The 13953-nt window shown below is 29.6% G+C and carries 9 protein-coding genes; 6 read left to right on the top strand and 3 right to left on the bottom strand.

Features of this window, described 5'->3' with window-relative positions; genetic code table 11:
- Nucleotides 1-51: 51 nt before the first annotated feature.
- The gene (locus Q8S45_RS00940; RefSeq protein WP_305600375.1) at nucleotides 52-480 is read right to left on the bottom strand and encodes an energy transducer TonB; all 429 of its coding nucleotides are present in this window, start codon (nucleotides 478-480) and stop codon (nucleotides 52-54) included.
- A 340-nt stretch (nucleotides 481-820) separates the two neighbouring features.
- Nucleotides 821-3703, bottom strand: coding sequence for a TonB-dependent receptor (locus Q8S45_RS00935; RefSeq protein ID WP_305600373.1), 2883 nt, complete (start codon nucleotides 3701-3703; stop codon nucleotides 821-823).
- A gap of 285 nt (nucleotides 3704-3988) precedes the next feature.
- Between Q8S45_RS00935 and fabG the strand changes: the two genes are divergently transcribed.
- The 6 genes from fabG (at nucleotide 3989) to Q8S45_RS00905 (ending at nucleotide 13776) form a co-directional block, all read left to right on the top strand.
- The gene (fabG, locus tag Q8S45_RS00930; protein WP_305600371.1) at nucleotides 3989-4735 is read left to right on the top strand and encodes a 3-oxoacyl-[acyl-carrier-protein] reductase; all 747 of its coding nucleotides are present in this window, start codon (nucleotides 3989-3991) and stop codon (nucleotides 4733-4735) included.
- A 42-nt stretch (nucleotides 4736-4777) separates the two neighbouring features.
- The gene (locus Q8S45_RS00925) at nucleotides 4778-6808 is read left to right on the top strand and encodes a VWA domain-containing protein (protein ID WP_305600369.1); all 2031 of its coding nucleotides are present in this window, start codon (nucleotides 4778-4780) and stop codon (nucleotides 6806-6808) included.
- A 123-nt stretch (nucleotides 6809-6931) separates the two neighbouring features.
- Nucleotides 6932-7312 (top strand): hypothetical protein, encoded by a 381-nt coding sequence (locus Q8S45_RS00920; protein ID WP_305600367.1) that lies wholly within the window; start codon nucleotides 6932-6934, stop codon nucleotides 7310-7312.
- Between the two features lie 80 nt (nucleotides 7313-7392).
- Nucleotides 7393-11721, top strand: coding sequence for a CusA/CzcA family heavy metal efflux RND transporter (locus Q8S45_RS00915; protein ID WP_305600365.1), 4329 nt, complete (start codon nucleotides 7393-7395; stop codon nucleotides 11719-11721).
- Nucleotides 11722-11730: 9 nt separating this feature from the next.
- Nucleotides 11731-12861: an efflux RND transporter periplasmic adaptor subunit gene (locus Q8S45_RS00910; protein ID WP_305600363.1), complete on the top strand. Its 1131-nt coding sequence runs from the start codon at nucleotides 11731-11733 to the stop codon at nucleotides 12859-12861.
- Nucleotides 12862-12945: 84 nt separating this feature from the next.
- Complete coding sequence (locus Q8S45_RS00905) at nucleotides 12946-13776, top strand: prohibitin family protein (protein WP_305600361.1); 831 nt, start codon at nucleotides 12946-12948, stop codon at nucleotides 13774-13776.
- A 72-nt stretch (nucleotides 13777-13848) separates the two neighbouring features.
- Here Q8S45_RS00905 and Q8S45_RS13920 read toward each other — a convergent pair whose 3' ends face one another.
- Nucleotides 13849-13947, bottom strand: coding sequence for an IS3 family transposase (locus Q8S45_RS13920; protein ID WP_371132950.1), 99 nt, complete (start codon nucleotides 13945-13947; stop codon nucleotides 13849-13851).
- Nucleotides 13948-13953: the final 6 nt, after the last annotated feature.

Below are 13953 nucleotides of genomic sequence, written 5' to 3'. Positions count from 1 at the left end.
CTCCTCAAAACGAGGAGCTTTTTAATTTATAAAATGGACTTACTGAAAGCTTTAATTTCTAAAAAACACAATAGAAATCATAAGGACATTACTTACTGAAATACCGTTTTCAAAAGCAGGTTTCCAATTTGGCATATTCTCAACAACTCTTTTTGCTTCTTTATTAAGTATTTTGTTAACGCCTTCAACTATATTTACATCAGAAATTTCACCATCTACTTCAACTTTAAAACTTACAATTACCTTTCCTCTTATACTCGAATTATTTGAATTTCTTGGGTATTTAAGGTTTTTGCTTAAATACTTGGCTAACTCTTTATGACCGCCTTGAAATTCAGGTTGAGAATTTATGATTTTTGAAGCTAAAGGAAGCTCTATAACACTTGAATTTGCATTATCCTTTATATTTAATATTGTATTTTGTGCATTGATTTGTGTAGTTAAAAAAATCAGAATTATTAGAATTGAAGTAGTTTTCATATTTTTTTATAACTATAACCTTTTCACGAGTTAAATTATTTCGCTTAAAATAATTACTGCAAAAATACGCTATAATAGTTGTTAATTGAATTGATAAATATCATATTAACCTGTTCTATTTGAATGTTTTTTGTGCAGTAAAACGAAACGAAAATCACTCGAAGTAACGAAAAATCATCGTTAAAAATTAATTGCATTCAACCCTTCATATTAATATATTTTAAATTGTTTTTTGAAAGTCCAATTTTCTTAAAAATGAAAAACCCGTAAACAAAATATCTTTACGGGTTTTAAATATTCAAAATTTAATCTTCTATTTTGAAGACTTTTTATTTAGTTATTATTTTAATATAAAATTCAATCTTGCAAAAAGAAAACGACCTCCAATACCAAATTGTTGCGCTCTTCTTGACCAGTCAAATCTACCATCACTTCTATTGTTTTGGTCAAGAGGCACATCAGGCTGCAAATCTTGGGTAGCTCTATCTGGATAAATGTCAAACAAGTTATTTGCGCCGACTGTAATTGTTGTGCTCTCAGACATTTTATATCCAAATGATAAATCAGTTACCAATTTAGATCCAAAAACTTGTTGGTTGGCAACAGTTGTAGTTGCTTCTGTAACTTCACCAAACCAAACATTTCTTAAAAACACATTAAATTTATCAGTCGTTAAACTGTTCGATAAATTAATTTTTGTTCTAGGCACAGCTTCTTCCAAATATACCCTGCTGTCTTCAGGAAAATATGTTCCCACTAAGCCTGCATTAATTAAAACATCAGAGGCTTTAATGTCGCCAACTTTTATTGTTTTAGAAAAAGTACCTGATAAGTCAGATTTTAACTTAGCATTAGTTCCTATCAAAGCATCATGCGTTATTACAATATCAATCCCTTTTGATTCTGTATCAATTGCATTTGCGAAAAATGAAGCAGCTGATGCATTTGCCTTAGCTAATTCTGCCGCAATGGCAGCTCCACCAAATTGCCCAGTATATACAACTCTATCATCAATTCCTACCCAATAGCCATCAACAGTAAATGTTAAATGAGCGTCAGGTAATTTAGAGGTAAATCCTAAACTAACGCTTTTTGAGGTTTCTTCTTTTAATTGAGGAATACCTAATATTTTTGCAGGTCTGCTGTCATTGGCAAATGTACCAACTTCTACAGGGTTACCTAAGTTATTAAAAATTGTGGAGGTAGAATTGAAATTCAATTGGTGTAATGAAGGCGCTCTAAAACCAGTATTTAATGCGGCTCTAACATTGGTGTTTTCACCTGCTTTTATTCTAGTGGCAACTTTAAAATTTAAAGTAGAACCAAAATCAGAATAATCTTCATAACGCAAGGCACCACTTAATAATAAATTTTCAGTAACATCGGCTTCCAAATCAAAATATCCAGCAACGCTGCTTCTTCCGCGAGATAATTCGTTGGCAGGGCTAAATCCAGGGAAAACTTGAGCTCCACCAGGTCTTGAGTTTCCAAAGAAATCTTTTGATGGAACTTGTGTAGATAAAGTAATGGCTTGTCCATCAGCAGTATATTGTGCGTAAGAAGGTTGTTCCCCTGCAATAATATCATAATTTTCTATTCGATATTCAGCACCAAAAGCTACGTTTAAACCAGCCATTGTATCATCAAAAAACTGGCTAATGTCTAGATTAGTAGTGTTTTGTGCAAATGAAAATCCACCTGCATCAAAAAGTGTAGGCGAAGTATTTTGCATAGAAGCATTGAATGTATTTCCAATAGTGTACATAAATGCATTTTTTCCCCAAGTATTGCTAAAATCAACATCCCATTCAGAAACTTTACCTTTGATACCAACAGAGAAGGATTTATCTGAAATATTAGAATTGATTTCAGGTAAAAATCCATTGATATAAGCTGGAGTATAAGTTCTGCTTTGGTTTGGTAATCTATAAAATCCTGCAGAATTACCTGTTCTTGAACTCATACCTGCAAAAGAGTATAATTCTGTTCCTTTTTCATCTAAAGGAAGGGATAAGTTAGCAAAGAAACGACCACCTCTTAATGATGACTGACCAACTCTCATATTAAAATCACTTCTTTCCAATCCGCGTGCCGTTAATTCAGCAGCAGTATTATCAGCTCCTAAGATAGTTCGTAATTCTGCTTTTGTAGCACTTGGGCTTAAACCAAAACCAGCTGCATTACCATATTGAATTACGTCTGCAACATTATCATCCAATAATTTAGACAAATCATACCCGGCATTATTTGCAAATCTTTCAACAGTATTATATTTGTTAAAGATAGTACCTTCCCATTCTTTCATTCTGCTGTAGTCTTCTCTAACGTCAAAATCTCCTGTAAAGTTTATAAAACCACCTTTGTCACCTAATTGGAGCCCATAGTTTGCACTAACATTTGTTGTTTCTCCATCAACACCACCAGTTTGGTCATTTGCATTTTTAGTAAAATTTGCTCCGGTTGTAACATTTAGGTTTAACACATTAGTACTTCTTTTTAATACAATGTTAATAACACCTGCAATGGCATCTGAACCATATTGTGCAGCTGCACCGTCTCTTAAAACTTCAATACGTTCTATAGAGGCTGCTGGTATTGCATTTAAGTCGGTACCAACACTACCACGACCAAATGTACCATTCACATTTACCAATGATGAATTGTGTCTTCTTTTACCATTAATCAATACCAAAACTTGATCAGGGCCCAAACCTCTTAAAGAAGCTGGGTCTATATGGTCTGTACCATCAGAAATAGTTTGGGTGTTCGACGTAAATGAAGGTGCCACATAATTCAATATTTGGTTTAAGTTAACTTGTGGTCCAGCTGTAATTAGTTCAGTAACATCAATAATATCAACAGGTACTGAAGTGTCAACTGCTGTTCTGTTTGGATTTCTCGACCCAACGACTAACACTTCCTTTAGTGCTACTCCAGAAACCAAGACGATATTAAATATTTTTGTGCCGTCCATTTGTAATTTTTTTTCATTATACCCTACATATGAAAAAATAAGGTTTTCAGTACTTTGTACCATAACTGCATATTTACCATCAAAATCAGTCGTAGTTCCTCTTGATGTTCCTTCAATGGTCACTGAAACACCTGGCATTGGCTGGTTATCTGAGTCTGTTACTTTCCCAGTGACTTGATACGATTGCGCAAATATAGCGACCGTAAAAAAAGAGAAAATCCCTAAAATAAATTGTTTTTTTGAATTCATGTTTTTGTTGTTTTGTTAATTAATTTGGGAAATATATAACAAAAATTTAACAACTAATAAATAATCATGCATTTTTTGGCACATATAAAGCAAAATGTGATGAATATCATTTTTTATTGAATAATTTTATTTTTAATTCATAAAAGTGATTTTATGATGAATATCTTGATTTATTAGTTGTTTATTAGTGATTTTAAAATTGATGTAAATTGAGAGCAGTTTATTTTTATACAATTATGTATATTTGACTTCTAAAAATCTAAAAAATTAAATAGAAAATAAAAAATGAAACTTTTAGAAAATAAAACAGCATTAATAACAGGAGCAACAAGAGGAATTGGTAAAGGAATTGCAGTTACTTTTGCCCAACAAGGCTCAAATGTAGCATTTACCTATAGTGCTTCAATTGAAGCTGCAATGGAATTAGAAAAAGAATTAGAATCTTATGGAGTAAAAGCTAAAGGCTATCAATCTAATGCCGCAAATTATGATGCAGCTCAAGAATTAGCTACTGAAGTTTTAAAAGAATTTGGAACAATAGATATTTTAGTAAATAATGCTGGAATTACAAAAGATAATTTGTTAATGCGTATTTCAGAAGAAGATTTTGATACTGTGATTGAAGTGAATCTAAAATCGGTTTTCAATTTAACTAAAGCGGTTATTAGACCCATGATGAAACAACGTTCAGGATCTATTATAAATATGAGTTCAGTTGTTGGATTAAAAGGAAATGCCGGCCAAGCAAATTATGCAGCTTCAAAAGCGGGAATTATAGGTTTTTCTAAATCAGTTGCCTTAGAATTAGGTTCAAGAAACATACGTAGTAATGTTATTGCACCAGGTTTTATTGAAACTGAAATGACTGCAAGTTTGCCTGCAGATACCATAAAAGGTTGGACAGATGCTATTCCATTAAAAAGAGGTGGAACACCTGAGGATATTGCAAATGCATGTGTGTTTTTAGCTTCAGATTTGAGTTCATATATTACTGGTCAAACTTTAAGTGTTGATGGAGGGATGCTTACTTAAAAATATTTTTTTAACAATTGATATAATTTTTCAAAACAAACAATGGGATTAGCAACTGTTTTCCAAGTAATATTAGCTGTTTTAATTGCCTTGTTTGTTTCTTATTTTCAATATTTTCATAAAACAACTGGGGCTAAAAGTAATATTGCTTATTTATTGTCATTTTTAAGATTTTGCACTATTTTTTTAGTAATAATCTTATTGTTTAATCCTAGTATTGAATCGACATCATCTGAAATAACCAAGCCGAAATTACTAATTGTTGCTGATAATTCAGCTTCCATAAAATATTTTAAGAAAGAAGACGTAATTATAAATTTAATTACCTTATTTCAGAAGAATAAAAAATTAATAGATAAATTTGACATTCAATATTTCTCCTTCGGTTCTGGCATAAAATTGTTAGATTCTCTAAATTTTAAAGAATCACAAACCAATTTGTCAAAGCCATTCACTGAATTTCAATCAATCTATAAAAAAGGAATTAATCCAGTTGTTTTAATTTCTGATGGTAATCAAACCATCGGAAAAAGTATAGAACACATCAAATATTCCAGCCCTGTTTATTCATTGATTGTGGGTGATACCACTAAACTTGAAGATATTTCAATTTCTCAATTAAATATAAATCAAGTAACTTACATCAATAATAAATTTCCTATAGAATTGGTTGTGAATTATACTGGTTCAAAAATTATTTCAAAAAAAATTGAAATATTTTATAAAAATAAAAGCGTTTATTCAGATATTCTTCTTTTCAATGGTATAGATAATACCAAAACTGTTTCAATCTTTCTTAACGCGACAATGAAAGGAAATCAATTTTATACTGCAAAAATAGAGTCTCTTACTAATGAAAAAAATACACTTAACAATAGTAAAGAATTTAGCATCAATGTTATAGAAGATCAAACAAATATAATATTACTTTCTTCAATAAATCACCCCGATGTTGGAATGTTCAAAAAATCGATTGAAAGTTCAAAACAAAGAAAAGTAACTGTTTCATTAATAAAAGATTTTAAAGAAAATTTAAACAACTATCAATTAGTTATTTTATATCAGCCAAATTCGCAATTCAAGACAATATTTAATATTTTAGAAGATACCAAAAAAAATTATTTTATTATTACAGGGTTAAGTACAGATTGGACTTTTTTAAATGGAATTCAACCAAATTTTTCAAAAAAGAATGGTACTTCATCATCAATATATTTTGCTAGTTATAATAATTCCTATGCAACGTTTTTAAGTACTGATTTAGGTTTTGAAAAATTTCCACCTTTAGAAGACAATAGTGGCGATATTACTTTAAATAAAGAATCTCAAACACTTCTTTATCAAAAAGATATAAATTTAAATAATACTAAACCATTGGCTGTAACTATTGAAAATTCAGAGCAAAAAATAGGTGTTTTATTTGGAGAAAATTCTTGGAAATGGCGAATGGAAAGCTTCAAAAAAAATCAACATTTTGAAGAATTTGATACCTATTTTTCTAATTTATTTCAATACCTAGCTTCAAATTCTAATGCCACTAGATTACAAGTATTCAGTAATCCTTTTTATTATGGAAATGATCAACTAAAAATTTCAGCAATTTATTTGGATAATAATTATAATTTTGATTATAGAGCAAAATTATGGCTAAATTTAAGTAAAGTGGATGAAAAATTTGAAAAGCGAATTCCGTTCTCCTTATTTGAATCCAGATTTAATTTAGAATTACCCAATCTTCCATTTGGAATTTATAATTATTCTATAACAGTTGAAAATGAAGATGATTCATTTAATGGAACATTTAAAATAATTCCTTTTGAAGTTGAACATCAATTTGTAAATGCAAATGATGATGTATTGAAACAATTTTCAGAAAATACCGAAGGAAAACTCTTTTATGCAGATCAAATTGAAATGTTATTAAAAGAATTGGAGGAAGATAGTAGATTTAAAGGACTCCAATCAACCAAAACAGAAAATACACCATTAATAGATTGGAAGTGGTTATTGGGTTTATTACTGTTTTTTCTTAGTTTAGAATGGTTTACTAGAAAGTATTATGGTAAAATTTAATTTGCTAGACACACTGATAAAGTTAATCAATAGTTTAATTGATATTAGTTATAGTAATTTTAAATTATTGTAATTTTATATATTCACATTTACAAAATATTTTAATTATCTAATAAATTAACAGTGCAAAAAGCAATTGCTTATATATTAATAATAACCGTTTTACTTCAAAGTTTTAACGTTGAGTTCAATGATTATTATAAAATTCCAGCACTAGCAAGTCATTTTATAACACATTTAGAAAAAGGTGATTCTATTTCAGAATTTATCTCAATGCATTACGGTTCTTTAGAAAATTCACATAAAGAAGATCATAAAGAGCATCAGAACCTTCCATTTCAACACCATCAATTAGATTCTACATTTCAATTTAATTTTATAATAGTTACTAATTATATCGAATTTAAATATAATGACATAGTTATTACTGTTTCTAACTTTTTTTACAAAAATTCTTTTAAAAGTTTATTCCGTAAATTTATTTTTCAACCACCACAAAAGTAACATAGTTCTATTTTTTTATAATTAAATTTGAGTAGCATTAATCTGTTTCTCAATAATATACATTATTAATTAATTAAATTATGTTACAAAAAATAATTAAGATAAGTATTGAAAATAAATTGATCATTTTATTAATGACTGCTGCAATTTTCGGATTCGGTATATTTTCACTTACACAAATACCAATTGGGGCTGTACCTGATATTACAAATAATCAAGTACAGGTTATAACTACATCAAGAAATTTATCTACACAAGATGTAGAGCAATTTATAACTTATCCTGTAGAGCTTGAAATGGCAAATTTGCCAGGTGTTAAAGAAATTAGGTCAATTTCAAAATTTGGATTATCTGTGGTTACTATTGTTTTTGACGATGCCATTGGAACCTATTTACCTAGACAATTAATTGCTGAAAAAATTAAAACAGCAGCTGATAAAATTCCTGAAGGCTTTGGAACTCCAGAAATGGGTCCAATAACTACTGGTTTGGGTGAAATTTATCAATACATATTAGATACAAAACCAGGATTTAAAGATAAATATTCGGCAATGGAGCTAAGAACTATCCAAGATTGGGTCGTGAAACGTCAACTGTCTGGAATTCCTGGTGTCGTTGAAGTGAATACTTGGGGTGGTTTTTTAAAGCAATATGAAGTTGCTATAAATCCTGAGAAATTAAAATCAATGAATATAAAAGCCACTCAAATAATTGATGCTTTAGAAATGAATAATAGTGTTGCAGGTGGTGGTTATATTGAAAAAACAAATGAGAGTTTCTTTGTGCGAGGTGAAGGAATGATAAAATCTATAGAAGACATTGAAAATATTGTTATAAAAAATGTTGATGGAATCCCAATTTTAATTAAAGATGTTGCAGAAGTAAATTTTGGTTTTGCAAATCGGTTTGGTGCAATTACTGGAAATGGAGAAGGCGAGAAGGTATTAGGACAAGTAATGATGTTAAAAGACGGCGATTCAAATAAAGTTATTAAAGAAGTAAAAGAGCGCATTGCTGAAATTCAAAAAACATTGCCTGAAGGTGTTTTTATCAATGGTTTTTTAGAACGAAGTGAATTAATTGGAAAAACCACTTTTACGGTTGCTGAAAATCTAATTCTTGGAGTTCTCATCGTAATTTTTGTGGTAATACTATTATTAGGAAGTTTTCGCTCTGGCTTGGTTGTAGCTTCGGTAATTCCTTTGTCATTACTGTTTACATTATCTATGATGTACGTTTTTGGAGTTGATGCCAATTTAATGAGTTTAGGAGCCATAGATTTTGGTATTATAATAGATGGTGCCGTAATTATTGTCGAATTTATAGCCTTTAAAATTACCAGTAATAGAACAGAATTAATGCAGTTGTCTGAAAGCGACAGACAAGATAGTATTGATGAAATTACCTATAAGAGCAGTTCTAAAATGATGACTTCTGCAGTATTTGGACAACTTATAATTTTAATTGTATTTATTCCAATTTTGTCTTTAAGTGGTGTTGAAGGTAAAATGTTTAAACCAATGGCAATGGCATTTAGTTTTGCTCTAATTGGTGCCATGTTTTTATGTTTTACCTATGTTCCAGTTATTGCATCTATCTTTTTAAAACCTGAAAAAGTTTCTAAAAATAACATTTCACAACGTTTAATGAACTTCTTTTTGAATTTATATGAACCAACTATTAAATGGGCTTTACATCATAAAAACATTGTTATCATTTCATCTATAGCTTTGTTAATTGGAACTGGAGTATTATTTACAAGAATGGGAGGTGAGTTTATACCGACATTAGATGAAGGAGATTTTGTAATTCAGCCGGTTTTAAAAACGGGGACTTCATTATCAAGAACTGTAGAAATTACAACACAAATAGAGCAAATTTTATTAGATAACTTTCCTGAAGTTGATCAAGTGGTTTCTAGAATTGGTGCGGCTGAAGTACCTACAGATCCAATGTCAATGGAAGAAAGTGATGTTATTATAAAATTGAAACCGAAAGGTGAATGGGTTTCAGCAAACTCAAAAGATGAATTGGCAGATAAGTTTAAAGAAAAATTATCTATTATTCCTGGAGTAGATTTTGAATTCACACAACCTATTGAAATGCGTTTTAATGAGTTAATTACAGGTGTTAGGGCTGATGTTGCTATCAAAATATTTGGTGAGGATTTAGCAATATTGGCTAAAAAGGCTGATGAAATCAAAACTAAAATTGCAAATATTGAAGGAGCCGCAGATATAATAGTTGAAAAAATTGATGGATTGCCTCAAATGTCAGTTACTTATAATAGAAAAAAAGTAGCTCGTTACGGATTAAATATTCAAGATTTAAATCAGGTAGTTTCAATGGCTTTTGCAGGGCAAATAGTAGGAAATGTTTTTGAGGGCGAACGGAGATTTGATTTAGTGGTTCGTTTACAACCAGAATCTAGAAAAAATATTGATAATCTTAAAAATTTATATGTTGATGCTCCTTCTGGAGATAAAATTCCATTGCATGAATTAGCAACTATTGAATATACAAAAGGACCTGCAAAAATATCGAGAGATGATACTAAAAGACGGATTGTTATTGGAGTAAATGTTAGAAATAGGGATATGGAATCAGTGGTAAAAGATGTTCAGAAAATCATAGAAGATCAAGTTAAATTACCTGTTGGTTATACCATTTCTTATGGTGGACAATTTGAAAACTTAAATAGTGCAAAAGCACGATTAAAAGTAGCAGTACCAATTGCTTTATTGTTGATATTCATACTATTACATTTTGCATTTAAATCTATAAAAGAAGCATTGATGGTGTTTTCAGCAATTCCTTTATCGGCTATTGGTGGTGTACTTTTCTTATGGATTCGAGATTTACCATTTAGTATTTCTGCAGGTGTTGGTTTTATTGCATTATTTGGTATAGCGGTTTTAAATGGCATTGTACTTATTGAACATTTAAAAGAATTAAAAGAACATGGAATGGATGATGTAAATGAACGAATTTTAAAAGGTACCAAAGAACGACTACGGCCAGTTATTTTAACCGCAGCTGCAGCCGCTTTAGGATTTTTGCCTATGGCAATTTCAACCAATGCTGGAGCCGAAGTTCAGAGACCGTTAGCTACAGTCGTAATTGGAGGTTTAATATCAGCTACAATATTAACGCTAGTTGTTTTACCCGTATTATATGCAATTTTTGACACAAAAGAATTCAAAATAAAAAGGAAAAAGAAATTCAAACCAACTATTATTTTGTTGTTTCTTTTAGTTCCAGTTGTTGGATTTTCACAAGAAAAAACACTGACTTTAGAAGAATCAATTTCTAATGCAATTGACAATAATAAGGAGCTTTTAATTAAAAGAATGGAAGTTTCTAAAAATACCAAACTTATTGGTGCTGCGTTCGATATTCCAAAAACTCATTTTTATTATTTAAATGATGAAACCAATTTAGGAATAGACGGAAAGCCTTTCGAAACCTATGGAATTGAACAATTAATAGAGTTTCCTACAGTATATTTTGCTAAAAGAAAAGTTGGTAAAATAAATGCAACTATGGAAGAGATAAGCTACACTATTGCTAAAAATAAATTAGAAAAAGAAGTTTCAAAGCAATACTATACGATTGCTTACTTAAATGCTAAAAAAGTGTACTTAAAACAAGTTGATAGTTTGTATGAAACCTTTTCTTACGCTGCAAAACGTAAATTCGAATTAGGAGAGTCAAATTATTTAGAAATGATTACAGCGCAATCTAAGCATAGACAGTTTAAAGTAGCTATAGCTCAGCTTGAAAATGATATAAATTTGGCGTATGAATCTTTAAATTTATTGCTTCAAACAGATGAAAAAATAAAAGTTCAACCTTTTGAATTAAAAAAGGTTACAGTAAATGATATTGATTTAGGCACTAATTCTATAATTACTTATTATAAGGAAAACAGTAGATTGTTGAAAGCTGTGAATTCTCTCGAAGCTCAAAAGCTTTTACCCGATTTAAGTTTTAATTATTTCTCTAGTAAGGATATAGCTGCAAATGTCTCTGTAAATAGTTACCAAGCAGGGATTTCAATCCCACTATTTTTCTTTGGGAAAGCATCTAAAATGGCTGCAACTAAAATAGATAAAGATATTGCAAATGAGCGCATTATAGATGTAAACGTAAAGTTAAAAGCAACGTATTATTTACTTTTAGAAGAACTAAAAAGAACAGAGGTAGAATTAAATTACTTTTATGAAAGTGGTGAAAAATTAGCTTCTGAAATTTTAAAAACAGCTTCAATTAGCTATAAAAGTGGTGAGATAGATTTCTTTCAATACATACAAAGTATCGAAAACTCGAGTCAAATAAAAATTAATTATATAACTACTTTAAACAATTACAATCAAATTGTTTTAAACATAAATTATTTAAACTTATAATAGATAATAATGAAAAAATATAACATAAACATAGTACTATTTATTGGGTTTTTAGCATTATTTAGTGCTTGTAACTCATCGGAAAAAGCGGAAGTTATTCCACAAGAAAAAGACACTTCTTCAACTATTGAAATTACAACAGCCCAATTTAAAAGTGCAAAAATGGAACTTGGTAGTGTATCAACTCAAAGTTTTATTGAAAGTATAAAAATCAATGGTTTAATTGATGTTCCGCCAGCAAATAGAGCAATGGTTAGTGCTGTAATGGGCGGATATATTAAAAAAATCCCTTTACTAATAGGTGATAATGTACAAAAAGGACAATTGCTTTTTACTATTGAAAATCTTGATTTTATTGAAATTCAACAGAATTATTTAAAAACTTCAGAGGAATTGATGTATTTAAAATCGGAATATGAAAGGCAAAAAACATTATTCGACGAAAAAATAACATCACAAAAAAGTTATTTAAAAGCAGAAAGCGATTATAAAAGCGCAAGAGCATTAGTGAATGGTTTAGATCAAAAGTTGAGAATGTTAAATGTCAATCCCACTAATGTTAAGGCTGGTAAAATTACATCTGTAATTTCAGTTTTCGCACCAATAAGTGGTAGCATAACAGCAGTTTACGGAAGTGTTGGAAAGTTTATGAGTGACTCTGATGCTATTATTGAAATTATTAATAATACTCACATACATCTTGAATTAGTTGTTTTTGAAAAAGATGTTTTAAAAATTAAAAAAGGGCAAGTTATAAAATTTAACATTCCTGAATCATCTGCAATTACTTATGATGCAGAAGTACATTTAGTAGGTAAATCTATCGATGCAAATAGAACTGTAAAAGTGCACGGACATTTGCATAATGAAAAAGAAAACTTTTTGGTTGGAATGTTTGTTGAAGCTGAAATAATTACAGATTTAGTGCAAAAAACTGCTTTGCCAGCTACAGCTGTTATAGAAAAAGATGAATTATTTTATGTTTTAATGCTTAAAGAAGAAAAAAAAGGTATTTATCTATTTGAAAAAACAAAAATAGAAGTCGGAGTAAAAAATGAAAATTGGATTGAAGTAATTATTCCGGAAGAAATTGGAAATAAAAAAATCTTAATAAAAGGAGCTTTTTTACCAGTTGATTAGTATTAAAATAAATTAAATAAATTTTACATAATCATCATGTAAATTCTGTTTCGTATTTTTGATGAAATTTAAAAATTTAAAAAAATGAGTACAAATGGACAATTGCAATTGCCTAAAACTATAATGCCTTTAATTTTATTAGGGATAGTTTTAATAATATTTATTTCAAAATCTACAATTAACATTGATGCTGGTGAAGCTGGTGTTTTGTGGAAACGTTTTGATGGTGGGGTAGTAGTAGATCAGCCAGCATTAGGAGAAGGGTTTCATGTGGTAGCACCTTGGAATAATGTAGTAGTTTATGAAGTTCGTCAACAAGAATTGTTTGAAAAAATGAAAGTTCTTTCATCAAACGGATTGGATATTATTTTAGAAACATCGGCTTGGTTTGTTCCTGATTATAATAACTTAGGAAAACTACATCAAGAAAAAGGTGAAAACTATTTAGAAAGAGTTATAAAGCCTGCTCTTCGTTCTGCTGCTCGTAGTGTTGTTGGGCGATATACACCTGAACAATTATATGCAAGTAAGAGAGATGTCATACAAAGTGAAATTTTTGATGAAACTAAAAAGATTTTAGATAATCAATACGTTCAATTAAATGAACTTTTAGTAAGAGATGTTACTTTGCCTGCTACTATTAAAGATGCGATTGAGCGTAAACTGAAACAAGAACAAGAATCGCTAGAATACGAATTTAGATTAGTTACTGCATCTAAAGAAGCTCAAAAACAAATTATCGAAGCCAAAGGTAAAGCTGATGCAAACCGCATTTTAAGTGCATCATTAACTGATAAAATTTTACAGGATAAAGGTATTGAAGCTACCTTAGAACTTGCAAAATCACCAAATAGTAAAGTGGTTATTGTAGGTAGTTCTAAAGATGGTTTACCTTTAATTTTAGGAAATAATTAAAAAGTATTATTCCAATAAATTTATAAAAAAGCAACCTTTAGACTGAACCCAAAAAGTTAGACAAATTTATAATTAATTTTGACAATAATGAGCTCGATATTTTATCGGGCTCATTTTGTTTAGATTTGATTTAATTCTTTCGTTATTATAATAGTCTATATATTGTTTGATTTCAAG

Source organism: Lutibacter sp. (genome assembly GCF_030692605.1).
Taxonomy (GTDB): domain Bacteria; phylum Bacteroidota; class Bacteroidia; order Flavobacteriales; family Flavobacteriaceae; genus Lutibacter.
This window is presented reverse-complemented; position numbering and strand designations above follow the sequence as displayed.

What these genes read in the sequence shown, in the direction of transcription:
- Q8S45_RS00940 (WP_305600375.1), bottom strand. Translation starts at nt 480, where the DNA reads ATGAAAACTACTTCAATTCTAATAATTCTGATTTTTTTAACTACACAA.
- Q8S45_RS00935 (WP_305600373.1), bottom strand. Translation starts at nt 3,703, where the DNA reads ATGAATTCAAAAAAACAATTTATTTTAGGGATTTTCTCTTTTTTTACG.
- fabG (WP_305600371.1), top strand. Translation starts at nt 3,989, where the DNA reads ATGAAACTTTTAGAAAATAAAACAGCATTAATAACAGGAGCAACAAGA.
- Q8S45_RS00925 (WP_305600369.1), top strand. Translation starts at nt 4,778, where the DNA reads ATGGGATTAGCAACTGTTTTCCAAGTAATATTAGCTGTTTTAATTGCC.
- Q8S45_RS00915 (WP_305600365.1), top strand. Translation starts at nt 7,393, where the DNA reads ATGTTACAAAAAATAATTAAGATAAGTATTGAAAATAAATTGATCATT.
- Q8S45_RS00910 (WP_305600363.1), top strand. Translation starts at nt 11,731, where the DNA reads ATGAAAAAATATAACATAAACATAGTACTATTTATTGGGTTTTTAGCA.
- Q8S45_RS00905 (WP_305600361.1), top strand. Translation starts at nt 12,946, where the DNA reads ATGAGTACAAATGGACAATTGCAATTGCCTAAAACTATAATGCCTTTA.